This is a genomic window from Pseudomonas sp. LAIL14HWK12:I7, from assembly GCF_000483465.1.
In the GTDB taxonomy this organism is placed as follows: Bacteria; Pseudomonadota; Gammaproteobacteria; order Pseudomonadales; family Pseudomonadaceae; genus Aquipseudomonas; species Aquipseudomonas kermanshahensis.
The window spans coordinates 451596-477252 of the sequence record NZ_AXYZ01000004.1 but is presented as its reverse complement, the minus strand read 5'-3'; the positions used below and the strand labels follow the sequence as shown (position 1 = coordinate 477252).

Sequence of the window (25657 nt, the reverse complement as noted above, 5' to 3'; positions counted from 1 at the left end):
AAGAAACTTTAGGCCCAATTGCGTAGCCGCCTGTCAGCAAGCTCGCGAACCCGTTTTCTGACACAGTTTAGGAAAAGCGGTTCCACACCGCCAGCACAATGCCGCTACATTGTCACCTCGACCTGGCCGGGGCCGGTCACCCTGGCCTTGATCACCCGTTTGGAATTCAGGTTGCGCACCCGGATCTGTTCGCTCAGGCCGCCCTTGCTCAACGCTTCGCCGGGCATGCGCACGCTCAAGCTGCCGCTGCGGGCGATGATCACCACCTGGTCGCCCTTGCGCACCACTTCGGCTTGCTCAAGGTGCTGCGGGGTAAGGACCTGGTCGATGACTGTGGGGCGCAGCATCTTCATGCCCACCGCCTGGTCCAGTTCGCTGAGAAAACCTTGGCCGAGGGTGCCGACATCGCGCTCGCGCAGTGCCACGTCGCCTTCGCCTACCACGTTGTCACGCTTGAGCGGGCGGGTGACCACCACCACGTCGCGGAACAGCCGCACCGTTGCCGGCACGAACACGGTCCACGGCGCGGCACTGTCGCAGCGGACCCGCACCGTGACCCGACCCAGCGGCTGCGCGGGGCTTTCCAGCGACGCGTCCAGCGGCTGGCTGCATAGCGGCATGCGCAAGCGCGGGTCGAGGGTGCTGACCTGGATTTCGTAACGGCCGGCGGTTTGGGTGCTGGCCAGATAATCTTCTACGGTGAATTCAAGAAACCCTTGGGTGACACCGATAAGCTGTTCAGGCAAGGTAAAAGCGTCCGCCAGCGTGCGAACGCTGGGCGCCAGCAGGCACAGCGTGGCCAGCGAGCCAGTCAGCAGGTGCGTCAGTCGTCGGAAAAATGTCGTTTTCGTGTACATGGCGCTCAAAAAAGCAAAGCCCGTGCCGACTCGGTACCTGAGTTGCAACGAAAGGCTGAAACGTTAAGGAGTCTGGCATGGCGGGTGTTATGGATTCGGTCAACCAGCGCACTCAGCTGGTGGGGCAGAATCGCCTGGAATTGTTGCTGTTTCGCCTCAATGGCGGTCAGCTCTATGGCATCAACGTGTTCAAGGTCAGAGAGGTGCTGCAGTGCCCGGCGCTGACCTTGCTGCCCAAGTCACATCCGGTGGTGCGCGGCGTGGCCAACATTCGCGGGGCGACCATCCCGATCCTCGACCTGTCGATGGCCACCGGGTTGGCGCCCCTGCAGGAAGACACGTGCAACAGTTTTGTGATCATCACCGAATACAACACCAAGACCCAGGGCTTCCTGGTGCACTCGGTCGAGCGCATCGTCAACATGAACTGGGAAGAAATCCACCCGCCACCCAAGGGCACCGGCCGCGACCATTACCTGACCGCCGTCACCCGTGTGGACAACCGCATGGTCGAGATCATCGACGTGGAGAAGGTGTTGGCGGAAGTGGCGCCGTCGTCCGAGCAGGTGTCTGCCGGGGTGGTCGATGCCGAGGTGCAGGACAAGGCTGTGCTGCTGCGGGTGCTGACCGTCGACGATTCGTCGGTGGCGCGCAAGCAGGTCAGCCGCTGCCTGCAAACCGTCGGTGTCGAGGTGGTGGCGCTCAACGACGGCCGCCAGGCGCTCAATTACCTGCGCCAGTTGGTGGAGGAGGGCAAGCGGCCGGAAGAAGAGTTCCTGATGATGATCTCGGACATTGAAATGCCAGAAATGGACGGCTATACGCTCACCGCAGAGATCCGCAGCGATCCGCGCATGCAAAAATTGCACATCGTCCTGCATACTTCGCTCTCCGGGGTATTTAACCAGGCGATGGTCAAGAAAGTCGGCGCCGATGATTTCCTGGCCAAGTTCAAGCCGGACGACCTGGCCCAGCGCGTGGTCGACCGGATCAAGGCAACGCATTGAAGCAGCCGGGAGCCCGCTCCCGGCACCAGCGATTGAAAAGAGGCGGCAAGAGTGTCTACGGGTAATTTGGATTTCGAACAGTTCCGGGTCTTCCTGGAGAAAGCCTGTGGCATCCTGCTGGGCGAGAATAAGCAGTACCTGGTCTCCAGCCGTCTCAACAAGCTGATGGAGCAACAGGGCATCAAGAGCCTGGGCGAGCTGGTGCAGCGCATCCAGGCCCAGCCGCGCAGCGGTTTGCGCGAACAGGTGGTCGATGCGATGACGACCAACGAAACCCTGTGGTTCCGCGATAGCTACCCCTTCGAGGTGTTGAAGAACAAGGTCATCCCCGAGTTCATCAAGAACAACCCAGGCCAGCGCCTGCGCATGTGGTCGGCGGCGTGCTCGTCAGGGCAGGAGCCTTACTCGATCTCGATGGCCATCGACGAGTTCGAGCGCAGCAACCTGGGCCAGTTGAAGATGGGCGCGCAGATCGTTGCCACCGACCTGTCCGGGACCATGCTGAACAACTGCAAAACCGGTGAGTACGACAGCCTGGCCATCGCCCGCGGCCTGTCGCAAGAGCGCCTGCAGCGCTACTTCGACCCCAAAGGGCCGGGGCGTTGGGCGGTCAAGCCGGCCATTCGCAGCCGCGTCGAGTTCCGCTCGTTCAACCTGCTCGACAGCTACGCGAGCCTGGGCAAGTTCGACATCGTGTTCTGCCGCAACGTGCTGATCTATTTTTCGGCCCAGGTGAAGAAGGACATCCTGTTGCGCATCCACAGCACGCTCAAGCCTGGCGGGTACCTTTTCCTGGGCGCCTCGGAGGCGCTGAACGGGTTGCCGGACCATTACCAGATGGTGCAGTGCAGCCCAGGGATCATCTACCAGGCCAAGTAAAGCCAGACGCGATTCCTGTAGGAGCAGCCTTGCGCTGCGAAGAGGCCGGTGACTGCAGCGAAGATCTCCGCTGTTATCACCGGCCTCTTCGCAGCACAAGGCTGCTCCTACACGGGCCTGGATTCGGCTGTGATGGTCTGACGTCAATATTTTGTTTTGCCGCTTTTGCCGCCCGGCGATTGCCGCTTTTCTTTCCCCAAGCGGAAGCACTTTGCCGCTTTTCTGGCATCCCGTCTGCCAGCATCCCCCTTGCAACCCCGTGTTTCCGGCCTTTAAGCCGGTTGGCACAGCCCTTGCTATACCTTGACCAACGACACTCCGGTCAACCTCCGAAGGTTTCCCCGACATGAGCATCAGTTTCGACAAGGCGCTTGGCATTCACGAAAAGGCCCTGGGCTTCCGCGCCCAGCGCGCTGAAGTGCTGGCCAACAACATCGCCAACGCCGACACGCCCAACTACAAGGCGCGTGACATGGACTTCTCTTCGGTGCTCGCCGCCGAGAGTGAAAAGCAGCAAAGCGGCCGCTTCGCCCTGGACCGCACCAACAGCCGGCACATCGAGGCCGACGGCCTGGCCCTCAGCGACGAGGCGCTCAAGTACCGCACGCCGTTGCAGCCGTCGATCGACCAGAACACCGTGGATGCCCAGATCGAGCAATCGAACTACGCGGAAAACGCCATCGGTTTCCAGGCCAGCTTCACCTTGCTCAACAGTAAATTCAAAGGGCTGGTTTCGGCCCTGCGCGGAGAGTAACCATGTCCCTTTCCAGTGTTTTCAACATTGCCGGCAGCGGCATGAGCGCGCAGAACACCCGCCTCAACACCGTGGCCTCGAACATCGCCAACGCCGAGACCGTGTCGTCGAGCATCGACCAGACCTACCGCGCCCGCCACCCGGTGTTCGCCACCACCTTCCAGAACGCACAGGGCGGCGCCAGCCAGTCGCTGTTCGAGGACCAGGGAGAAGCGGGGCAGGGCGTGCAGGTCAAAGGCATCGTCGAAGACCAGAGCAATCTGGAGGCGCGCTACGAGCCTAACCACCCCGCGGCGAACAAGGACGGCTACGTCTACTACCCGAACGTCAACGTGGTTGAAGAGATGGCTGACATGATCTCTGCCAGCCGTGCGTTCCAGACCAACGCCGAACTGATGAACACCGCTAAAAGCATGATGCAGAAAGTCTTGACCTTGGGTCAGTGATAGGAAGCCGACATGACCACGACCAATTCCACCAGTGACGTCGGCAGCGCGTACCTGACCTCGCTGCAAAAGCAGACCAGCAAAACCGACAGCAGCACCGGCGCTGCCGGCAGTGCACTGGGCAAGGATGCGTTCCTGCAGTTGCTGGTAACGCAGATGAAAAACCAGAACCCGCTCGACCCGCAGGAAAACGGCGAGTTCGTTGCGCAGCTGGCGCAGTTCAGCAGCCTTGAAAGCATGCAGACGCTGAACGACACGGTGAACTACATCGCCGGGTCGTTCCAGTCTTCGCAGGCGTTGCAGGCCTCGTCGCTGGTTGGGCGCAATGTGATCGTCCAGACCGACAAGGCCTTGGTCGACACCAGCAAAGAGATGAAAGGGTCGGTCAACCTGACCTCGTCGAGTACCGCCACGTCTGTCGGCATTTATGACAAAGACGACAAGCTGGTGCGCACCCTGGACCTGGGCTCCCAGGCCGCCGGCAAGGCCGACTTCACCTGGGATGGCCTGGACGACGACGGCGAGGCGTTGGAGGCGGGTACCTACACCTTCAAGGCGACCGCCAGTATCGATGGCACGTCCACGGCCATGACCACCAACCTGCCGGCCACGGTCACCAGTGTGACCATGGGTACCAACGGCGCCGAAATGACGCTCAACCTCGCCGGGCTGGGCAGCGTCGCGCTGTCCAAAGTTCAAACCATTGGCATCTAGGGCCTAAGTTAACGACAGGAGTAGCACATGTCTTTCAATACCGGCCTTAGCGGCCTCAATGCAGCAAATAAGGCCCTGAACGTCACTGGCAACAACATTGCCAACGTCGCCACTACCGGCTTCAAAGCTTCGCGCGCCGAGTTCGCGGATCAGTACTCCAACTCCATTCGCGGCACCAGTGGCGGCAAGACGGTCGTCGGCACTGGTGTGAGAACCGCATCGGTGTCGCAGATGTTCACGCCGGGCAATATCAACGGCACCGGCCAAGCCCTGGACATGGCGATCGACGGCAACGGCTTCTTCGCCCTGAATGACAATGGCTCGAAGATCTACACCCGTGCCGGCATGTTCTACAGCGACAAGGAAGGCAATGTCATCAGCTCGTCGGGCGCCAAGCTGCAAGGGTATGGTGTAGATGGCAATGGCAATGTCGTCCCAGGCGCGCTGACTGACCTGAAGATCGACACGTCCAACCTGACGCCCAACCCTACCGGGCGCATCACGGAGACGCTCAACCTCAAGTCCAGCGATACCGCCCCGGCCGAGTCGCCGTTCGACCCGGGCAACGTCAAGACCTACAACTACACCTTCAACACCGATGTGTATGACAGCCAGGGCAACCTGCACCAGATGAACCAGTACTTCATGAAGGATGAGGGTACTAACTCCTGGACCATGTACACCACCATCGACGGCCGCAACCCAGCCGACCCGACGTCGACCACCCCGCTGGCAAACACGCTGCCATTCAAGAGTGACGGCACCTTGGACACGGCGCTCATGAACGAAGGTGCAGTGGCAGGTGGGCTCAGCATCAACGCCGACAAGACCTTCAACTTGGACGGCTGGGTGCCGGCGCAGAAGACAGTTGCAGGTGTGTGGGCGGCCAACGGCGCCAACGCGCATGCCTCCGGGGTCAAGCTGGACATGATCGCCACCACGCAATACAACGCCGCGTCCGCGACTACCGCCAAGAGCGGGGATGGCTTTGCGACGGGTGAGTTGTCTGGCCTGAGCATCGATGCCAGCGGCAACATGTTCGCCAACTTCACCAACGGTGAGAACAAGGTGATCGGCCAGGTCGCGCTGGTCAACTTCGCCAACCTCCAAGGCCTGACGCCGGTGGGCGGCACTGCCTGGAAAGAGTCCTACACATCGGGCGTGCCTGTTGTCGGCCAGCCGGATACCGGGACGCTGGGGCAGATCACCGGCGGCGCGCTGGAAGACTCGAACGTCGACCTGACCGGCGAGCTGGTCAACCTGATCAAGGCGCAGAGCAACTACCAGGCAAACGCCAAGACCATTTCCACTGAAAGCACCATCATGCAGACCATCATCCAGATGAGCTGATGGTGGTTAGTGTGGTGTGTTGTTTTCTGTAATTGGGGCTGCTTTGCAGCCCATCGCAGGCAAGCCAGCGCCTACAGGCCACGCGATCCCTGTAGGAGCCGGCTTGCCGGCGATGGGCCGCAAAGCGGCCCCAGATTTTTCAAAGGTTTACCCCATGAAAAGGCTGCTGCTACTAGCGATTCTCCCCATCCTCGCCATGGCCCCCTTACTCGCCGCCGCCCCCGCCCCCTTCTACCAATGGCAAAGCCTGACCACCGGCCGTTTCATGTGCTCGGCCACCAATCCAGGCCAAGGCTGGATGCGCTTTTCCGGCCCCTACAACAACGCCGGTTGCCGCGCGTACTGAACACTGCCTTGCCGCTCGCGGCAAACATCCGCCGACAAACTGACGGTTTTTGCCTCTCGGCGCGCTGCAACCCCTGAATTCGTTGGTTTGCGGATCTGGTTCGATTATTGCTTATCCCTGCTCAGTGACAGCGCGGCAGGTACGCGCATAGGAGATGCTGTGGACAAGATGCTTTACGTGGCCATGACCGGCGCCAGCCAGAACGCGCTGGCGCAGAAGGCCCATGCCAACAACCTGGCGAACATTTCCACCAACGGCTTTCAGCGCGACCTGGAGCAGGCGCGCTCGATGCCGGTGTTTGGCGACAGCTTTCCGGCGCGCGCCTTTGCCATGACCGAGCGCCCGGCCACCGACTTCAGCGAAGGCCCGATGGTCGAGACCGGCCGCGAGCTGGACGTGACTGTGACCGGCAAAGGTTTCATCGCTGTACAGGCACCGGATGGCAGCGAAGCCTACGTGCGCACCGGCAGCCTTAACATCGACGCCCTGGGCGTGCTGCGTGCTGGCAACGGCATGCCGGTGATCGGCAACGGCGGCCCGATTGCCATTCCGCCGGAGCAAAAGGTGGAAGTAGGTGAAGACGGCACCATCAGCATCCGCGCCATGGGCGAAGACCCGCGCATGATGGCCGAGGTCGACCGCATCAAGCTGGTCAACCCCGACATCAAAGGCCTGACCAAGGGCCTGGACGGCATGATCCACACCACCAATGGCCAACCGGCGGATGCCGACGTCAACGTGCGCGTGGTGTCGGGCTTCCTGGAAGGCAGCAACGTCAACGCCGTCGAGGAAATGACCTCGGTGCTGGCGTTGTCCCGTCAGTTCGAACTGCACGTCAAGATGATGAACACGGCCAAGGAAGGCGACGAAGCCATGGCTCGGGTTTTGCAAATCGGCTAATCACATTTGAACGGGTGCCGTAAAACAGGCGCACGAGGAGAACAGCATGCTTCCGGCTCTTTGGGTCGCTAAAACCGGCCTGTCCGCCCAGGACACCAACCTGACGGTCATTTCCAACAACCTGGCCAACGTCTCGACCACCGGCTTCAAACGTGATCGCGCCGAATTCCAGGACCTGCTCTACCAGATCAAGCGTCAACCCGGCGCCCAGTCGACCCAAGACAGCGAGCTGCCTTCGGGCCTGCAGGTGGGTACCGGTGTGCGCATTGTCGGCACCCAGAAAAACTTCACCGCCGGCAGCCTGCAGACCACCGAAAACCCGCTGGACATGGCGGTCAATGGGCGTGGCTTCTTCCAGATTCTGCAGCCGGATGGCACCGTTTCCTACACCCGTGACGGCACCTTTCACCTGAATTCCGATGGCCAGATCGTCAATGCCGATGGGTTGGCGTTGGAGCCTGCGATCGTCGTGCCGAATGACGCACAGACGTTCACCGTTGGCCAGGACGGTACCGTATCGATCACCACTGCCGGTAACCCGGCTGCTCAGGTCATTGGCAATCTCCAGACTGCCGACTTCATCAACCCTGCTGGCCTTCAGGCAATCGGCAACAACCTGTTCCTGGAAACCGCCGCCAGCGGCGCGCCGCAAGTCGGCACCCCAGGCCTGAACGGCTTTGGCACCACCCTGCAGCAGACCTTGGAAAACTCCAACGTCAGCACCGTGGAAGAGCTGGTGAACATGATCACCACCCAGCGTGCCTACGAGATGAACTCGAAAGTCATCTCTACCGCCGACCAGATGCTGTCGTTCGTCACCCAGCAGCTGTAAGCCCCTGATCCCGGCCCCGTAGCCCAGATACACCGTGAGGTAAGCGTCATGAATCGTCTGTTGTCCGTCTTCGCCCTGGGGGGAGCGGTGTTGTTGGCAGGTTGCGTCGGGCCGACGCCCAAGCCCAACGACCCGTACTATGCGCCGGTGTTGCCGCGCACCCCGTTGCCGGCGGCGGCCAACAACGGTTCGATCTACCAGGCCGGTTTCGAACAGAACCTGTACAGCGACCGCAAGGCCTTCCGGGTCGGTGACATCATCACCATCACCCTTAACGAGAAGACCTCGGCCAGCAAGAACGCCGGTTCGCAGATCCAGAAGAACAGCAAGGCCGACATCGGCCTGACCTCGCTGTTCGGCAGCACGCCCAACACCAACAACCCGTTCGGCGGCGGTGACCTGTCGCTGGAGGCCGGTTACAACGGCGAGCGCGCCACCAAGGGCGACAGCAAGGCCACCCAGGGCAACACCCTGACCGGCTCGATCACCGTGACCGTGGCCGAAGTGCTGCCCAACGGCATCATCGCCGTGCGCGGCGAGAAGTGGCTGACCCTGAACACCGGTGAAGAGCTGGTGCGCATTGCCGGCATGATCCGCGCCGATGACATCGCCACCGACAACACCGTGCCGTCCACCCGCGTGGCCGATGCGCGCATCACCTATTCGGGCACCGGCTCGTTTGCCGATGCCAGCCAGCCCGGGTGGCTGGACCGCTTCTTCATCAGCCCGCTTTGGCCTTTCTGAGTACGGATGACCATGTTCAACGTGAGGCAGCTGATTGCCGCAACCCTGCTACTGTCCTGCGCCTTCGCGGCCCAGGCCGAGCGCTTGAAGGACATCGCCAGCATCTCTGGCGTGCGTTCCAACCAGCTGATCGGCTATGGCCTGGTGGTGGGGCTCAACGGCACGGGTGACCAGACCACCCAGACGCCGTTCACCCTGCAGACCTTCAACAACATGCTGTCGCAGTTCGGCATCAAGGTGCCGGCCGGTTCTGGCAACGTGCAGTTGAAGAACGTCGCGGCGGTGTCGGTGCATGCCGACCTGCCGGCGTTCGCCAAGCCGGGCCAGGTGGTGGACATCACCGTTTCGTCGATCGGTAACTCCAAGAGCCTGCGCGGCGGCAGCTTGCTGATGACCCCGCTCAAGGGTATCGATGGCAACGTCTACGCCATCGCCCAGGGCAACCTGGTGGTGGGCGGCTTCGATGCCGAAGGCCGTGACGGCTCGAAGATCACCGTCAACGTTCCGTCGGCCGGGCGAATTCCTGGCGGCGCCAGCGTTGAGCGGTCGGTGCCGAGCGGGTTCAACCAGGGCAACAGCCTGACCCTGAACCTCAACCGCCCGGACTTCACCACGGCCAAGCGTATCGTCGACAAGGTCAATGAACTGCTCGGCCCAGGTGTTGCTCAGGCCGTGGATGGCGGGTCGGTACGCGTCAGTGCGCCGATGGACCCGAGCCAGCGCGTGGACTACCTGTCGATTCTGGAAAACCTCGATATCGACCCAGGCCAAGCCGTGGCGAAAGTCATCATCAACTCGCGTACCGGCACCATTGTCATCGGCCAGAACGTCAAGGTGTCGCCGGCGGCGGTCACCCACGGCAGCCTGACCGTGACCATTACCGAAGACCCGATCGTCAGCCAGCCGGGCGCGTTCTCCAACGGCCAGACCGCCGTGGTGCCGCGTTCGCGGGTCAACGCCGAGCAGGAAGCCAAGCCGATGTTCAAGTTCGGCCCGGGTACCACGCTGGATGAAATCGTCCGCGCGGTGAACCAGGTCGGCGCGGCACCCGGCGACCTGATGGCGATCCTTGAAGCCCTGAAACAGGCCGGCGCCTTGCAGGCCGACCTGATCGTGATCTGAGGACGCCGCGCATGAACAGCAAAAGCTTGGTGTCTGGCAGTGCCGACAGCGGCGCCTACACCGACCTCAACCGCCTGAGTTCGCTCAAGCACGGCGACCGCGACAGCGAAGCCAACGTGCGCAAGGTGGCCCAGGAATTCGAGTCGCTGTTCATCAGCGAAATGCTCAAGGCCTCGCGCAAGGCCAGCGATGTGCTGGCCGACGACAACCCGATGAACACCGAGACGGTCAAGCAATACCGCGACATGTATGACCAGCAGTTGGCCGTGAGCATGTCCCGCGAGGGGGGCGGTATCGGCCTGCAGGACGTACTGGTGCGCCAGTTGACCAAGAGCAAGAGCACGGCTGGTGCCACCAGCCCGTTTCCGCGCAGCGAGGGCAGTGGCCCGGCGCTGTGGGGCAACAAGGTGGCCGAACCCGCGCATGCCGCCCAGACCAGTGCAACGCGCAATGACGTCGCGGCCCTCAATGCGCGGCGCCTGGCCTTGCCGAGCAAGCTCACCGACCGCCTGCTGGCAGGCATCGTGCCGTCGGCTGCGACCACCAACACCGCCAGCGTGCCGGCCCGTGACGGCCAGCAAGTGGCCAAGGCCTTCGCCGTGCCAGAAAACGGCCTGCGCATTGTCGGGCGTGCCGTGGCCCAGCCGCCGCTGGCGCCGAACAAGGCCTTCGCCGACAGCGACGCCTTTGTCGCCACCATGCTGCCGATGGCCGAGCAGGCCGCCAAGCGCATCGGTATCGACCCGCGTTACTTGGTCGCCCAGGCGGCCCTGGAAACGGGCTGGGGCAAGTCGGTCATGCGCAACACCGATGGCAGCAGCAGCCACAACTTGTTCGGCATCAAGGCCAGTGGCAACTGGCAGGGCGAGCAGGCGAGGGCGATCACCAGCGAGTTCCGCGATGGCCAGTTCGTCAAGGAAACCGCAGCGTTCCGCTCGTACGATTCCTACCAGGACAGCTTCCATGACCTGGTGAACCTGTTACAGGGCAATTCCCGCTATCAAGGTGCGCTGGACGCGGCCGATAACCCTGAGCAGTTTGCAAGAGAGCTGCAAAAAGCAGGTTATGCGACCGACCCGGGCTATGCGAAGAAGATCATCAGCATCGCCCAGCAAATGCAAGCAACCCCGCAATACGCCATGGCTGGCAGAACTACGAATCTATAAGGACTAAAACATGTCGAGTCTGATTTCGATCGGTCTGAGTGGCCTGGGTGCCAGCCAGGCGGCACTGTCGGTAACCAGTAACAACATTGCCAACGCCGCCACCAGTGGCTATTCGCGCCAGCAAGCGGTTCAGGTTGCGGGCCCCTCGCACAATATGGGCGCGGGTTTTCTGGGTACGGGCACCACGCTGTCGGATGTGCGCCGGATCTACAGCGCCTACCTGGACAATCAGTTGCAGACCGCGACCTCGTTGCAGGCCGACTCGCTGGCGTTCCAGGACCAGATCACCAGCGTCGACAAATTGCTGGCCGACCGTGATACCGGCATCAGCTCGGTGCTGACCGCGTTCTTCTCGGCGTTGCAGACCGCTTCGGCCACACCGGGTGATGTCGCCTCGCGGCAGTTGCTGCTGACCCAGGCGCAAACCCTGAGCAACCGCTTCAATGCGGTGGGCACGCAGCTGACCCAGCAGAACGAAACGATCAACTCTCAGCTCGGCACGCTCGCAGGCCAGGTCAACAAGCTCACCAGCAACATCGCCGAGTACAACAAGCAGATCGTCGCGGCCACCGCCACCGGCAATACCCCTAACAGCCTGCTGGATGCGCGCAGCGAAGCCGTGCGCCAGCTCAACGAGTTGGTCGGGGTCACGGTGCAGGAGCGCGACGGCAACTACGACGTCTACTTGGGCAGTGGCCAGTCACTGGTCACCGGGGTCAAGGCCAACACCTTGTCGGTGCAGCCGGGCGTGGCTGACAAAAGCCAAGCCAGCCTGCGCATCAACTACGAGTCGTTCAGCTCTGACGTGACCTCGGTGGTGACCGGTGGCACGATCGGCGGCCTGCTGCGCTACCGCCAGGATGTGCTGATGCCGTCGATGAACGAGCTCGGCCGCGTGGCCCTGGTGGTTGCTGACAGCATCAACAGCCAGCTGGGCCAAGGCCTGGATGCCAACGCCCAATTCGGCAGCGCGCTGTTCTCCAGCATCAACAGCGCCAGTGCATTGGCCCAGCGCAGCCTGGCTTCGTCGAGCAACAGTGCCGGGTCCGGCAACCTCGATGTGACCATTGCCGACAGCGGCGCGCTGACCACGTACGACTACGAAGTGAAGTTCACCAGCGCCAACCAGTACAGCGTGCGCCGCTCCGATGGCACCGACATGGGCAGCTTCGACCTGAACGCCGACCCGGCCCCGGTGATCGACGGCTTCAGCCTGGCGCTCAAGGGCGGAGGCCTGGCCGCGGGGGACAGCTTCAAGGTGATCCCGACCCGTTCCGCGGCGGGCAACATCTCGACCATCATGACCGATGCCAACAAGCTGGCCTTTGCCGGGCCGATCAGCGCCACGGCGGGCAGCGGCAACGGGGGCACCGGCACCATCACCCAGCCGGTGTTGGGCGACTCGCTGGACATCTACGGCGGTGCCGATACAGCGCTGGTGCAGCAGGCGATTCGCGACTCGATGCCGGTGCGTGTGGTGTTCGACGCCGCCAACGGCGGTTCCCAAGGCTACAAGCTGTTCGATGCCAAGGGCACGCAGATCGGCACCGGCAGCGTGGTGCCTGGGCAGGACAACAAATTGTCCGTCGCCGTGCCAATGCTCGATGCCGCTGGCCAGCCGATCCTTGATGGCGACGGCAAGCCGCGCAGTTTCAATGTCGAGACCACCATCGGCGGCAGCCCGTCTGCCAACGACAGCTTTACCCTGTCGTTCAATGCCGACGGCAAGGCCGACAACCGCAACGCTACCTCGCTGCTGGAGCTGCAGACCAAATCGACCGTGGCCACCGGCTCTGGCGGTGGCACCAGCTTCACCTCGGCCTACGCCTCGCTGGTCGAGCGCGTGGGGGCCAAGGCCAGCCAGGCCGCCATCGACACCACCGCGACCCAGGCCGTGTTCAAGTCCGCCGCCGAAAGCCGCAGTGCGGTGTCGGGGGTCAACCTCGATGACGAGGCGGCCAGCCTGGTGAAGTTCCAGCATTACTACACCGCGTCGTCGCAGATCATCAAGGCGGCGCAAGAAACCTTTTCGACCTTGATCAACGCCCTTTAAGGAGTGCTGGCCGTGCGTATTTCTACTGCTCAGTTTTATGAGACCAGCGCCAACACCTACTCGAAGAACTTCTCGGACACGGCCAAGACCACCGAGCAGATCACGTCCAAGTCGCGTATCCAGACGGCGGGCGATGACCCGGTCGGTGCCGCGCGCCTGCTGTTGCTGCAGCAGCAAAGCGCGCTGCTGGACCAGTACAACGGCAACATGACCACGGTCAAGAATGCCCTGCTGCAGGAAGAGAGCGTGCTCTCGACCATCAACGATGCCCTGCAGCGTGCCAGTGAGCTGGCGCTGGAGGCGGGTAACGGTGGCAAGAGCGATGCCGACCGCGCATCGATCGCCAGCGAGATCAAAGAGATCGAGGCGAACGTCTTCGGCCTGCTCAATTCCCGCGACGCCAATGGCGACTACATGTTCGGCGGCTCCAAGTCGTCAACGCCGCCCTACGTGCGCAATAGCGACGGTACCTACAGCTACCAGGGTGACCAGACCCAGCTCAGCCTGCAGGTTTCCGATACCTTGAGCCTGGCGACCAATGACAGCGGTTTCAGCATCTTTGACCAGGCGACCAACAACAGCCGTACGCAGTCGAGCCTGCAGGCGCCGACCCCGGATGACGGCAAGGTGCTGTTGTCCGGTGGCCTGATGACCTCGGCGAACACCTACAACAACCAGTTCGCCGGCGGCCAGCCGTACACCATCACCTTCACCAGTGCCACCGAGTACAGCGTCAAGGATGCCACCGGCAAGGACATCACCAGCGAAACCGCGAGCAACGGCAAGTTCGACGTCAACACCGAAGGCGGCAAGATGATTTCGCTGCGCGGTGTCGATTTCGAGATCAACCTGAACCTGCAGGAAGGTGACGATGCCGACGCGGCGGTGGCGGGCCATGTGTTCACCCTCGAAGCCAAGCCCGACACCCTGAATGCTACGCGCAGTGCGGGTAACCCATCGACCGCGCAGGTTACCGGTAGCAGCATCACCGATGCCGATGCCTATCGCAGCACGTTCCCTAGCAATGGCGCGGTGATCAAGTTCACCAGTGCGACCGAGTATTCGCTGTATGCGCAGCCGTACAGTGCCGACAGCAAGCCAGTGGCCTCCGGTACGGTCGGGGCGGGTAATGCGGTTACGGTGGCGGGCGTGACCTTCCAGCTCGACAGTGCGCCCGGCGAGGGCGACCAGTTCTCGGTGACGGCCAACACGCACCGCACGCAGAACGTGCTCGACAGCCTCGGCCAATTGCGCACGGCGCTGGGCAAGCCAGTCGACAGCCCGGAGGCGCAGGCAGCGCTCAAGACGGCCACCGACTCGGCGATTTCCAACCTGGCCAGTGCCCGCGAGCGTATCGACATTACCCGCGGTTCGATTGGTGCGCGCGGTAACTCGCTGGAGATCCAGGAGCAGGAGAACATCAGCCTGGGCCTGGCCAACAAGACCACCCAGAGCGCCATTGGCGACACCGACATGGCGTCGGCGACCATCCAGCTGACCCTGCAACAGGCGATGCTCGAGGCCTCGCAGCTGGCGTTTGCGCGGATTTCGCAGTTGAGCCTGTTCAACAAGCTTTGATCTTGCTGTGAGATTTTGGGGGCGCAAAGCGCCCCCAAATCCCTCAATCCCCCCGCAAAACCCTCCAGTCTCCACACCCCCCGCCAGGCTTTCGTAGCATTTCAATGTGACCAATGAGTCAAAACGGTCATCTTCCCTGTATTCTATGCAGCAGCTGTTGCAGCATTTTGTTACCGGTTTGCATTCGAGCGAGGCTGCCAGGCCTTGCTTGCCCCCTGTGGGGTGACGCTCCGGTATTTGGCGCCCTCAATTCATCGAGTGGTGGTCTTTGGCTGTTTTCATTGGGAAGCCAGAATGATTGGCATCAAAAGCATCGCGAGTTACGTGCCCACCGCTGGCCTGGACAACTACGTTCAGGGTGCGAAGTTCGGCAAGGACGAAGAGTTCATGTTCGGCAAGATCGGCGCGTCCTTCCTGCCGCGCAAGGCCGAAGACCAAGAAACCTCGGACCTGTGCGTCGAAGCGGCCCAGGCCCTGTTCGCCGCCAATCCTGACCTTGATCCGCAATCGATCGATGCGTTGATCGTGGTCACCCAGAACGGTGACGAAGAAGGCCTGCCGCACACGGCCGCCATCGTCCAGAGCAAGCTCGGCCTGTCGACCCGCGTGGCGGCGTTCGACGTGTCGCTGGGCTGCTCGGGTTATGTGTATGGCCTGTATGCGATCAAGGGCTTCATGGAAGCGGCAGGGCTGAAGAATGGCCTGCTGATCACTGCCGACCCGTACTCGAAAATCGTCGACCCGGAAGACCGCAACACCACCATGCTGTTCGGTGATGCCGCCACGGCAACCTGGATGGGCGAAAATGCAGTGTGGAACCTGGGCCAGGCGCGTTTTGGCACTGACGGTTCCGGCGCGGAGCACCTGAAGGTCAACGACGGCAAGTTCTTCATGAACGGCCGCCAGGTGTTCAACTTTGCCCTGATCAAAGTGCCGGCGCACCTGCATGAGCTGCTCGATGCCAGCGGGCTGACCTCGAAGGATATCGACGCCTTCTGCATCCACCAGGGCAGTGCGGCGATTGTCGATGCCGTGGCGCGCCGCTTCGAGGGAGAAAACCCGGAGAAGTTCGTCAAGGACATGCTCGAGACCGGCAATACCGTGTCGTCCAGCGTGCCGCTGCTGCTGCAGAAGCACATGCTCGACGGTAACTGGAAGCGTGTGGCGATCAGCGGGTTCGGTGTGGGCCTGTCGTGGGGCTCGGCGATTCTCTATCGCGACTGACCCTCAGCAGCCTCAAAAAAAGCGCCCGGCGGCCACCGCCCGGCGCTTTTTTTGTGCCTGCCTGAAAACAGGGCTCTCGTTGCCTCAACTCCTCCCGCCCCACAACAATTTGACGCCAAAAAAAATTCAACCCCCTGATTTCACTGGGCTGGCAGCGTGCCACCATTTTTTTTTTGAAAAACCCCTCAAGCAACCCGCGCACCCGACGATAACCATTACGAAGGTTCTCTAGGCCACACCCGGCGGTTGCCAGGGCCGGAAGCCGCTGTATCCATTCAACGAGGAATTCGTCATGGCTTTGACCGTTAACACTAACATCACCTCCTTGGGCGTTCAGAAGAACCTGAACCGTGCTTCCGACGCGCTGGGTACTTCGATGTCCCGCCTGTCTTCCGGCCTGAAAATCAACAGCGCCAAAGACGACGCCGCCGGCCTGCAGATCGGCAACCGTCTGACCAGCCAAATTAAAGGCCTGAGCGTTGCCGTGAAAAACGCCAACGACGGCATCTCCATCGCCCAGACCGCTGAAGGCGCGATGCAAGAATCGACCAGCATCCTGCAGCGTATGCGCGAACTGTCCCTGCAGTCCGCCAACGGCTCGAACAGCGATGACGACCGTACTTCCCTGCAACAAGAATTCACCGCGCTGTCGGGCGAACTGACCCGTATCGCTAACACCACCACCTTCGGTGGCCGTAAAGTCCTCGACGGTTCGTTCCAGAACGTCAGCTTCCAGATCGGTTCCAGCGCTAACGAAACCATCTCGTTCGGCATGACCGACATCAGCTCGACTGGCCTGAAAGGCTCGTTCAGCGAAGCCAAGACTGATGGTGTTGCTACTGACCTGTCCGCAGTTGTTACGGGTGCAGTCGCTACCAGCGCCTCTACCTTCCGCGCTGACCCTGTAACCTTCGCACCCGTTGCTGCTGGTGAAACTGTTACGCTGACCCTGAACGGCACTGCTGTTGCGCTCGATGACACCGACACTGCAGCTACCACTGTCGGCAAGATCAACGCTGCCAACACCGCCTCCAACACTGGCGTAACCGCGGCCATCGATGGCAACGGCGATATCGTCATGAGCTCGTCGGCAACCTTCACTGCAACTGCAGCCACCACCGGTGGCGGTACTGCTGGCTTCGCCGCCACTGCGACCGTTGCAGCGGGCTTCGACAGCGACATTTCCTTCAATATCAATGGCACCGCAATCGGCGCAACCGCTGGCCAAGATATGTCTGATGTGCTCGCTGCCATCAACGCTGAAACCGCTACAACCGGCGTCGCGGCAACCCTGAGCTCCGAAGGCCGTCTGCAACTGAGCTCCGCTGATGGCAAAGCCATCAACCTGACCAACGGCACCGGTGCCGCTGGCCAAGGCGCGCTGGCCAAGGTTGGTCTGGCTGCCGGTACTACCGAAGCCAAACTGGTCGCTGATACCTCCATCTCCCTGAACGGCACTGAAGTCAAGTTCACCAAGGGCGATACCCTGGACGGCATCATCTCGGCGATCAACACCGCGAGCACCGGCGTCACCGCCAGCAAGAACGCCGACAACACCCTGAAGCTGTTCTCGAAAGAAAACATCACCGTTGCCGACGGCAGCCAAGGTACCGGTCTGGCCGCTCTGGGCCTGGCTACCACCAACAGCACCGTAGCCATCACCCAGGAAACCACCGTTTCCAACCTGAGCATCACCACTGCTGCCGATTCGCAGAAAGCCATCCAGGCTCTGGATGCCGCTATCGCTCAGATCGACAGCCAGCGCGCTCAGCTGGGTGCTGTGCAAAACCGCTTCGACAGCACCGTTGCCAACCTGAACAGCATCTCGGAAAACTCCACCGCTGCCCGCAGCCGTGTGCAGGACGCCGACTTCGCTTCGGAAACCGCCGAGCTGACCAAGCAGCAAACCCTGCAACAGGCTTCCACCGCGATCCTGTCCCAGGCTAACCAGCTGCCGTCGTCGGTACTGAAACTGCTGGGCTGATCCTGATCGCTAAGTAGTTTGACGAAGGGTACGGTGACGTACCCTTTCGTCTTTCCGAGAACAAGAGGTGCCAGAAATGGATATGAGCGTGAAACTGGGCCTGTCCTATCCCGCCTCCGCTGCTCCCGAAGCAACAGCGAGCAAGCGGCAAGAGAACGAGCTGGCGGCTAACGAGCCTGCCAAGCCAGAATCCCAGCCTGTAGCCCGAGAAACCCTGGAAACCGCAGTCAATGCCATCCAGGACTTCGTCAAGGCTTCAGAGCGACAACTCGATTTTTCGATCGATGACTCCACCGGCCAGGTGGTCGTCAAGGTCATCGCCCGCCAGAGCGGCGAAGTCATCCGCCAGTTGCCCTCCGAAGTGGCACTGAAACTGGCGGAAAACCTGAAGGATGCCAACAGCCTGTTGTTCGATACCCAGGCCTGAGTTGGCACGGCTTTTGTTGTAAAGCCGCACGGACGCGTTTTCGTCGGATTTTCGACGGTCACCGATAAGGAGTGTGAAGATGGCGAGTTCTACTATTACCGGACTGGGTTCGGGTCTAAAGATCGACGAGCTTGTTGCGGCGTTGGCGGGTGCAGAAAAAGCCCCCAAGCAAACCCAGATCAATAATCAGACCGCCACCGCCACCACCACCTTGTCGGCCATCGGTACGATCAAAAGTGCGCTGGAAACGTACCGCGCGGCGCTGACCAAGCTTAATACCGCAGCGAGCTTCAATGGTTTGTCTGGGTCGTCGTCTGACGAAGCTATCGCCAAGATCAAATTGGGTGATGGCGCGTCGTCGGGCACGTACTCGCTTGAAGTGACCCAGCTGGCAACGGCATCCAAGATTTCGACTCAGGTTTACAAGAACACCTCGACCATCGTCAACGATTCCGGCGAGTCGCAAACCTTGACCATTAGCCAGGGCAATGCCACGCACAACGTGTCCATCGCTGCGGGTGCAACGCTGCAGCAGGCGCGCGACTCGATCAACGATCAGCTGCAATCCAAGGGCATCACGGCCAACATCGTCACTGACGCCAGTGGTTCGCGGCTGATCTTCTCGTCGACCAAAATGGGTGATGGCACCGAGCTGACCTTGGGTGGCACCGCCGACATGGCCACCGGTGTGACGACCATTGCAGAGCCGCAGAATGCCAAGTACAAGCTCGACGGCCTCGAGCTGGAATCGGCTTCCAACACCGTAACCGGTGCGGTCAGTGGCGTGGACATCACCCTGGTCAAAGAAGGCAAGTCGAGCCTTGTGGTGGCGAGCAACAACGACACCTTGAAAACCTCGGTGCAGTCCTTCGTGACCGCTTATAACGCCTTGATGACGACCATCAATGCGCAGACCAAGGTCACCACGGGCGCCGACGACAGCAGCGCCTCGGGTGCATCGCTGACAGGGGATGCGACCATGCGTTCGCTGGTCAGCTCAATCCGTAGCGAGCTCACCCGCAGTGTGGGTACCGGTGGCCTGCGTACGCTGTCGCAGCTAGGCATCAATACCGTACAGAAGACGGGGTTGCTTGAGCTCAACAACGACAAGTGGGATGCCGCAGTCAAAACGATGGGCGCTGACATCAGTGGCCTGTTCGTCGGTAAGGAAGGCCTGCTCAGCCGCATGACCGCGGCCACTGAAGAGTACGCCAAGACAGGGGGTATCCTCGCGTCGCGCCAGGCGAGCCTGACCACCCAGCTCAAGCAGTTGGAAGAGTCGCAGACCGCGCTTGATCGCCGTATTGAGTCGCTGACCGACACCCTGACCAAGAAGTACAACGCCATGGACACCCTGGTGGCCAAGCTCAAGGCGACCAGCGACAGCGTGATGACCACGCTAAACGCGCTCAACAAGTCCAACAGCGACGATTGATCGCCTAAAGAAATCCAGCTCAGGGCCGATTACCTAGGTATACGGCCACTGTTCTGCCCCGTTCACTGAGGATCCCCCATGCACCCGATGAGAGCCCTTCGCCAGTACCAGAAGGTCAATTCCCACGCCCAGATCTCCGAAGCGACCCCGCACCGCCTGGTGCAGATGCTGATGGAAGGTTCGCTGGACCGTATGGCCCAGGCCAAGGGCGCGATCAGCCGCGGCGACGTGGCGCAGAAGGGTGTGATGCTGGGCAAGGCGATCGACATCATCGGTGGCCTGCGTGAAGGGCTGGACAAGGAAAAGACCGACAACCCAGACGAACTGGACCGTCTCGATAGCCTGTATGCCTACATGGCCACCCGTCTGATCCAGGCCAACCTGGACAGCGATCCCGCCATCATCGACGAAGTCGCCCAGCTGATGATCACCGTGAAAAGCGGTTGGGATGCCATCGCCACAGCCGAGCAGTGACACGCCAGGAGGCCACATGAACGCGTTGCAGCGAATCGAAGACACCCGTCAGGCCCTGAACGAGGCACTGCAAGCGCGCGACTGGGCCGCCATTGGCGAGCTAGACCTGGCCTGCAGGGCGCAGATGGACGAATTGCTGCAAGGGGCGGTGGAGGATGAGGCGGCGGTTCGGGTGAACCTCGAAGCGCTGATGGACGTTTATCGCCAACTAATCGACGTTGCAAGTGACGAACGTCAATCTTTAGTCCAGCAAATGTCCAATATCAATCAAGCGAAACAGGCCACAAAGGTATACCATCTGTTCAGCTGACGCTGAGCAGAACGCAAAGCTCGGCGCCATAAATTTGACTGCTTCTAAGTTTTTGACTTTACTAGTGGCTGTTTTCGAATTTCAGACGTCCGAACACTGACCATTCAGTCGGAATGATGTCGAGCACGCCCCACAGGGCGCCGATATGACTAGGGAAGTTGCTATTGCATGTGGCGTGAAACCAAGATTCTTCTGATCGATGACGACAGCGCCCGCCGCCGCGATCTGGCGGTGGTCCTGAATTTTCTAGGCGAAGAAAACCTCGCGTGCTCGAGCCAGGACTGGCAGCAGGCGGTGGAATCGTTGTCTTCGAGCCGGGAAGTGCTGTGCGTACTTGTCGGTGCCGTGAATGCTCCGGGCAATCTCCTTGGGCTCCTTAAGACAGTGGCCGGGTGGGATGAGTTCCTTCCGGTGCTGCTTTTAGGTGAAATTTCTTCTGCAGAGTTGCCGGAAGAGCTTCGCCGTCGGGTCCTCTCCAACCTCGAAATGCCGCCGAGCTACAGCCAGTTGCTCGATTCGCTGCACCGTGCCCAGGTCTATCGCGAGATGTACGACCAGGCACGCGAGCGCGGGCGCCAGCGCGAGCCGAACCTGTTCCGCAGCTTGGTCGGCACCAGCCGCGCCATCCAGCATGTGCGGCAGATGATGCAGCAAGTGGCGGACACCGATGCCAGCGTGTTGATCCTCGGCGAGTCGGGCACCGGCAAAGAGGTGGTGGCGCGCAACCTGCACTACCACTCCAAGCGCCGCGATGCGCCGTTCGTGCCGGTCAACTGCGGCGCGATCCCGGCCGAGCTGCTGGAAAGCGAACTGTTCGGCCACGAGAAGGGCGCCTTTACCGGTGCCATCACCAGCCGTGCCGGGCGTTTCGAGCTGGCCAACGGTGGCACCCTGTTCCTCGACGAGATCGGCGACATGCCGCTGCCGATGCAGGTCAAGCTGCTGCGCGTGTTGCAGGAACGCACCTTCGAGCGCGTGGGCAGCAACAAGACCCAGAGCATCGACGTGCGCATTATCGCCGCGACCCACAAAAACCTCGAAAGCATGATCGAGGATGGGACGTTCCGCGAAGACCTGTACTACCGCCTGAACGTCTTCCCCATCGAGATGGCGCCCCTGCGTGAGCGGGTGGAAGACATCCCGTTGCTGATGAACGAGCTGATCTCGCGCATGGAGCACGAGAAGCGCGGTTCGATCCGGTTCAACTCGGCCTCGATCATGTCGCTGTGCCGGCATGGCTGGCCGGGCAACGTGCGCGAGCTGGCCAACCTGGTCGAGCGCATGGCGATCATGCACCCGTACGGGGTGATCGGCGTGTCCGAACTGCCGAAAAAATTCCGCTACGTCGATGATGAAGACGAGCAGATGGTCGACCACTTGCGCAGTGATCTCGAAGAGCGCGTGGCCATCAACGGCCATGCACCCAACTTCGCCAACCCCGCGATGCTGCCGCCCGAAGGCCTTGACCTCAAGGACTACCTGGGCAGCCTGGAGCAGGGCCTGATCCAGCAGGCGCTGGACGATGCCAACGGTATCGTTGCGCGCGCGGCTGAACGTTTGCGTATCCGCCGTACCACGCTGGTCGAGAAGATGCGCAAGTACGGTATGAGCCGTCAGGGTGGCGAGGAACAGGCAGAGGGTTGACCCCCTTTGCGCCTGTTTCAGGCAGTCGGTAAACCCGTGTAGGAGCAGCCTTGTGCTGCGAAGAGGCCGGTGGCAGCACAGAAAGGCTCTGTGCATGCGCCGGCCTCTTCGCAGCACAAGGCTGCTCCTACACGGGTTGCACAATACGCATCGCAGTTTGGTAAAACCCCATCTTCGGCACGGCTATTGCTACACCGCTGGCACCACACCGTTTTTATGACGGTCAGCCACGCGAGAGAGCACGATGCCCCAGGCCGCCCACGTTTCCCGAGCCCCCGATCTGCAGGGGCATACCCCGGTCGAGCAGGAAAGCCGACAGGGTGTCGAGCAGGCTTTCGCCTTGTTCAATCAGGTCTCCAGCCAGCTAAGCCAATCCTACAGCCTGCTCGAAGCCCGCGTCAGTGAGCTCAAGGGCGAACTGGCCGTGGTCAGTGCCCAGCGCATGGACGAGCTGAACGAAAAGGAACGCCTGGCCAATCGCCTGCAGAACCTACTGGACTTGTTGCCGGGTGGGGTGATCGTGATCGATGGCCAGGGCAGGGTGCGCGAAGCCAACCCCGCCGCCTGCGAGCTGCTCGGCGAGCCGCTGATCGGTGAGCTGTGGCGCCAGGTCATTGCCCGCAGCTTTGCCCCGCGCAAGGATGACGGCCATGAAGTGTCGCTGCGCGACGGCCGCCGCCTGTCCATCGCCACCCGCTCGCTGGATGCCGAACCCGGCCAACTGGTGCTGCTCAACGACCTGACTGAAACCCGTCGCCTGCAAGATCAGCTGGCGCGCCATGAGCGCTTGTCGTCGCTGGGGCGCATGGTCGCCTCGTTGGCCCATCAGATTCGCACGCCACTGTCGGCGGCCATGCTCTACGCCAGCCACCTGGCCGACAGCGAGCAAGACCTGAGCGCCGAAACCCGCCAGCGCTTCGCCGGTACCTTGAAGGAACGCCTGCACGAGCTGGAGCACCAGGTGCGCGACATGCTGGTATTCGCCCGTGGCGAGCTGCCGCTGGGTGATCGTGTGACCCCGAAAGCATTGTTCCAGGCCCTGCAGCAGGCGGCGCAGTCGCACGTACAAGGGCATGCCGTGCGTTGGCAGTGCGACAGCCACCTGGGCGAGCTGCTGTGCAACCGCGATACCCTGGTTGGCGCCTTGCTCAACCTGATCGAGAACGCCCTGCAAGCCAGCGAAGAACCGGCCCGGCTCAAGGTGCACGTGTTCCGTCGTGAGCAGGTGTTGCACCTGTGCGTGAGCGATGCCGGCAGCGGTATCGACGCCGATTTGCTGGGTCGCCTGGGCGAGCCGTTCTTGACCACCAAGGCTACTGGCACCGGGCTGGGCCTGGCCGTGGTCAAGGCCGTGGTGCGGGCGCACCAGGGCACCCTCAGCCTGCGCTCGAAAGTTGGGCGCGGCACCTGCGTGCGGGTCGAGCTGCCGCTGATTGATGGGCAACTGGCGGAGGCGGGCTGATGGCGATCAAGGTGCTGCTGGTCGAGGATGACCGCGTATTGCGCCAGGCGCTTGGCGACACCCTGGAAATCGGCGGCTTCGACTACCGTGCCGTGGGCAGTGCCGAAGAGGCGCTGGAGGCGGTGCTGGCCGAGGCGTTCAGCCTGGTGGTCAGTGATGTGAACATGCCCGGCATGGATGGGCATCAGCTGCTGGCGCAATTGCGTCGCCAGCAGCCACAACTGCCGGTGCTGCTGATGACGGCGCATGCCGCAGTCGAGCGTGCCGTGGAGGCGATGCGCCAAGGCGCTGCCGATTACCTGGTCAAGCCCTTCGAACCCAAGGCGCTGTTGAGCCTGGTGGAGCGCCACGCCGCAGGCCGTGTCAGTGCAGCGGAAGAAGAAGGGCCGGTGGCCTGCGAGCCTGCCAGCCGGCAGTTGCTCGAGCTGGCTGCGCGGGTAGCGCGCAGCGACTCGACCGTGTTGATCTCTGGCGAGTCGGGTACCGGCAAGGAAGTGCTGGCGCGCTACATTCACCAGCAGTCCCCGCGGGCGGCCGAGCCCTTTGTGGCGATCAACTGCGCGGCCATCCCCGACAACATGCTCGAGGCCACGCTGTTCGGCCACGAGAAAGGCGCCTTCACCGGCGCCATCGCGGCCCAGGCCGGCAAGTTCGAGCAGGCGGAGGGTGGCACCTTGCTGCTCGACGAGATTTCCGAGATGCCGCTGGCCTTGCAGGCCAAGCTGTTGCGGGTGCTGCAGGAGCGCGAGGTGGAGCGGGTAGGTGGGCGTAAGCCGATCAGCCTGGACATCCGCGTGCTGGCCACCACCAACCGCGACCTGGCAGGCGAAGTGGCGGCTGGCCGCTTCCGTGAAGACCTGTATTACCGGCTGTCGGTGTTCCCCCTGGCCTGGTGCGCACTGCGCGAGCGCAAGGGCGATATCCTGCCGCTGGCCGAGCGTTTGCTGGCACGCCATGTCAGCAAGATGAAGCACGCCCCCGTGCGCCTGTCTGCCGATGCGCGGGCCTGCCTGCAGGCGCATGCCTGGCCCGGCAACGTGCGCGAACTGGACAACGCCTTGCAGCGCGCCTTGATCCTGCAGCAGGGCGGGGTAATCGAAGCGGCGGATTTCTGTCTGGCGGGCGCCATTCCATTGTCGGCCGGCGCGGCGCCGTCAGTGGCAGCCGTGGTTGCCGAAGCCAGTGGCCTGGGCGATGACCTGCGCCGCCATGAGTACCAGACCATCATCGACACCTTGCGCGCCGAACGCGGCCGCCGCAAGGAAGCCGCCGAGCGCCTGGGCATCAGCCCGCGCACCCTGCGTTACAAGCTGGCGCAGATGCGCGATGCCGGGTTCGACGTCGAGGCCAGCCTCTTCGGCTGATGCATCGCACCCACAGGCACCCGCTAAATCAACAGGTTACGGGTTTTTCTGTAGGAGCTGGCTTGCCTGCGATGGGCTGCGAAGCAGCCCCTGGATTTCAGCTCCACAGCAAACATCACCAGCCTGCTTTGCAGGGATCGCGCTAAACCAAATGGACAGGGTGGCAAGGCTGGCACCTTTGTTGCTTTACACGAGCTATCCGCCGCATGAGTGTCAAAAAAATGCGGCCGCCGGAGAGAGAAGGTCATGAGCCAAGGTGTTGAATTCAATCGTCTGATGCTGGACATGCGCGCGATGCAGGCTGATGCCATGTCGCTGCCCAAGGTGTCCGCTGCCCCCGAACTGGCCCCGGGCCAGAGCAGCTTTGCCGACATGCTCGGCCAGGCCATCGGCAAGGTGCATGAGACGCAGCAGGCTTCCACCCAGCTGGCCAACGCCTTCGAAATTGGCAAGACCGGCGTCGACCTGACCGATGTCATGGTCGCCTCGCAAAAGGCCAGCGTCTCCATGCAGGCACTCACCCAGGTACGCAACAAGCTGGTCCAGGCGTATCAAGACATCATGCAGATGCCGGTTTGAGGACGG

The 25657-nt window shown here is 61.9% G+C and carries 25 protein-coding genes; 24 read left to right on the top strand and 1 reads right to left on the bottom strand.

Translation table 11 applies throughout. The features are described 5' to 3' along the window. Positions 1 to 104 precede the first annotated feature (104 nt). On the bottom strand, positions 105 to 857 hold the full coding sequence (gene flgA / locus D886_RS0106145) for a flagellar basal body P-ring formation chaperone FlgA (RefSeq protein WP_027593056.1): 753 nt from the start codon (positions 855 to 857) through the stop codon (positions 105 to 107). 77 nt (positions 858 to 934) lie between these two features. Between flgA and D886_RS0106140 the strand changes: the two genes are divergently transcribed. From D886_RS0106140 to fliE, 24 genes are all read left to right on the top strand, one after another. Then, positions 935 to 1864: a chemotaxis protein CheV gene (locus D886_RS0106140; protein ID WP_027593055.1), complete on the top strand. Its 930-nt coding sequence runs from the start codon at positions 935 to 937 to the stop codon at positions 1862 to 1864. Between the two features lie 51 nt (positions 1865 to 1915). Then, positions 1916 to 2743: a protein-glutamate O-methyltransferase CheR gene (gene cheR / locus D886_RS0106135; RefSeq protein ID WP_027593054.1), complete on the top strand. Its 828-nt coding sequence runs from the start codon at positions 1916 to 1918 to the stop codon at positions 2741 to 2743. Between the two features lie 346 nt (positions 2744 to 3089). Further along, entirely contained in the window at positions 3090 to 3497 is a 408-nt protein-coding gene (gene flgB, locus D886_RS0106130; protein WP_027593053.1) for a flagellar basal body rod protein FlgB, read from the top strand. Positions 3498 to 3499: 2 nt separating this feature from the next. Beyond that, a complete protein-coding gene (flgC, locus tag D886_RS0106125) occupies positions 3500 to 3943 on the top strand; it encodes a flagellar basal body rod protein FlgC (RefSeq protein ID WP_027593052.1) in 444 nt (147 codons plus the stop codon). Between the two features lie 12 nt (positions 3944 to 3955). Beyond that, a complete protein-coding gene (gene flgD / locus D886_RS0106120) occupies positions 3956 to 4657 on the top strand; it encodes a flagellar hook assembly protein FlgD (protein WP_027593051.1) in 702 nt (233 codons plus the stop codon). A 27-nt stretch (positions 4658 to 4684) separates the two neighbouring features. After that, entirely contained in the window at positions 4685 to 6007 is a 1323-nt protein-coding gene (flgE, locus tag D886_RS0106115) for a flagellar hook protein FlgE (protein ID WP_027593050.1), read from the top strand. A 154-nt stretch (positions 6008 to 6161) separates the two neighbouring features. Beyond that, positions 6162 to 6353, top strand: a complete 192-nt coding sequence (locus D886_RS0106110; RefSeq protein WP_027593049.1) for a hypothetical protein — start codon at positions 6162 to 6164, stop codon at positions 6351 to 6353. A gap of 159 nt (positions 6354 to 6512) precedes the next feature. Continuing rightward, positions 6513 to 7253 carry a flagellar basal body rod protein FlgF gene (locus D886_RS0106105; RefSeq protein WP_027593048.1) on the top strand — a complete coding sequence of 247 codons (741 nt, stop codon included), beginning with the start codon at positions 6513 to 6515 and terminating at the stop codon, positions 7251 to 7253. A gap of 46 nt (positions 7254 to 7299) precedes the next feature. Beyond that, positions 7300 to 8085 carry a flagellar basal-body rod protein FlgG gene (gene flgG / locus D886_RS0106100; RefSeq protein WP_027593047.1) on the top strand — a complete coding sequence of 262 codons (786 nt, stop codon included), beginning with the start codon at positions 7300 to 7302 and terminating at the stop codon, positions 8083 to 8085. A 48-nt stretch (positions 8086 to 8133) separates the two neighbouring features. Next, the gene (gene flgH / locus D886_RS0106095) at positions 8134 to 8829 is read left to right on the top strand and encodes a flagellar basal body L-ring protein FlgH (protein ID WP_016488460.1); all 696 of its coding nucleotides are present in this window, start codon (positions 8134 to 8136) and stop codon (positions 8827 to 8829) included. A 12-nt stretch (positions 8830 to 8841) separates the two neighbouring features. Further along, entirely contained in the window at positions 8842 to 9951 is a 1110-nt protein-coding gene (locus D886_RS0106090) for a flagellar basal body P-ring protein FlgI (RefSeq protein ID WP_027593046.1), read from the top strand. Positions 9952 to 9962: 11 nt separating this feature from the next. Beyond that, positions 9963 to 11117: a flagellar assembly peptidoglycan hydrolase FlgJ gene (flgJ, locus tag D886_RS0106085; protein ID WP_027593045.1), complete on the top strand. Its 1155-nt coding sequence runs from the start codon at positions 9963 to 9965 to the stop codon at positions 11115 to 11117. 10 nt (positions 11118 to 11127) lie between these two features. Beyond that, complete coding sequence (flgK, locus tag D886_RS0106080) at positions 11128 to 13170, top strand: flagellar hook-associated protein FlgK (RefSeq protein ID WP_027593044.1); 2043 nt, start codon at positions 11128 to 11130, stop codon at positions 13168 to 13170. A 12-nt stretch (positions 13171 to 13182) separates the two neighbouring features. Then, positions 13183 to 14748, top strand: coding sequence for a flagellar hook-associated protein 3 (locus D886_RS0106075; RefSeq protein ID WP_027593043.1), 1566 nt, complete (start codon positions 13183 to 13185; stop codon positions 14746 to 14748). Positions 14749 to 15042: 294 nt separating this feature from the next. Then, positions 15043 to 15972 carry a ketoacyl-ACP synthase III gene (locus tag D886_RS0106070; protein ID WP_027593042.1) on the top strand — a complete coding sequence of 310 codons (930 nt, stop codon included), beginning with the start codon at positions 15043 to 15045 and terminating at the stop codon, positions 15970 to 15972. Positions 15973 to 16264: 292 nt separating this feature from the next. Next, a complete protein-coding gene (locus tag D886_RS0106065) occupies positions 16265 to 17956 on the top strand; it encodes a flagellin (protein WP_027593041.1) in 1692 nt (563 codons plus the stop codon). 76 nt (positions 17957 to 18032) lie between these two features. Next, positions 18033 to 18383, top strand: coding sequence for a flagellar protein FlaG (locus D886_RS0106060; protein WP_027593040.1), 351 nt, complete (start codon positions 18033 to 18035; stop codon positions 18381 to 18383). A gap of 79 nt (positions 18384 to 18462) precedes the next feature. Next, positions 18463 to 19818: a flagellar filament capping protein FliD gene (gene fliD / locus D886_RS0106055; protein WP_027593039.1), complete on the top strand. Its 1356-nt coding sequence runs from the start codon at positions 18463 to 18465 to the stop codon at positions 19816 to 19818. Positions 19819 to 19896: 78 nt separating this feature from the next. Next, positions 19897 to 20292 carry a flagellar export chaperone FliS gene (gene fliS / locus D886_RS0106050; RefSeq protein ID WP_027593038.1) on the top strand — a complete coding sequence of 132 codons (396 nt, stop codon included), beginning with the start codon at positions 19897 to 19899 and terminating at the stop codon, positions 20290 to 20292. 16 nt (positions 20293 to 20308) lie between these two features. Continuing rightward, on the top strand, positions 20309 to 20602 hold the full coding sequence (locus D886_RS0106045) for a hypothetical protein (protein ID WP_027593037.1): 294 nt from the start codon (positions 20309 to 20311) through the stop codon (positions 20600 to 20602). Positions 20603 to 20770: 168 nt separating this feature from the next. Next, on the top strand, positions 20771 to 22246 hold the full coding sequence (gene fleQ, locus D886_RS0106040; RefSeq protein WP_027593036.1) for a transcriptional regulator FleQ: 1476 nt from the start codon (positions 20771 to 20773) through the stop codon (positions 22244 to 22246). A gap of 244 nt (positions 22247 to 22490) precedes the next feature. After that, positions 22491 to 23708, top strand: coding sequence for a PAS domain-containing sensor histidine kinase (locus D886_RS0106035; protein WP_027593035.1), 1218 nt, complete (start codon positions 22491 to 22493; stop codon positions 23706 to 23708). Beyond that, complete coding sequence (locus D886_RS0106030) at positions 23708 to 25072, top strand: sigma-54 dependent transcriptional regulator (RefSeq protein ID WP_027593034.1); 1365 nt, start codon at positions 23708 to 23710, stop codon at positions 25070 to 25072. Before D886_RS0106035 ends, D886_RS0106030 begins: the two co-directional genes overlap by 1 nt. A gap of 246 nt (positions 25073 to 25318) precedes the next feature. Next, on the top strand, positions 25319 to 25651 hold the full coding sequence (fliE, locus tag D886_RS0106025) for a flagellar hook-basal body complex protein FliE (protein ID WP_027593033.1): 333 nt from the start codon (positions 25319 to 25321) through the stop codon (positions 25649 to 25651). Positions 25652 to 25657: the final 6 nt, after the last annotated feature.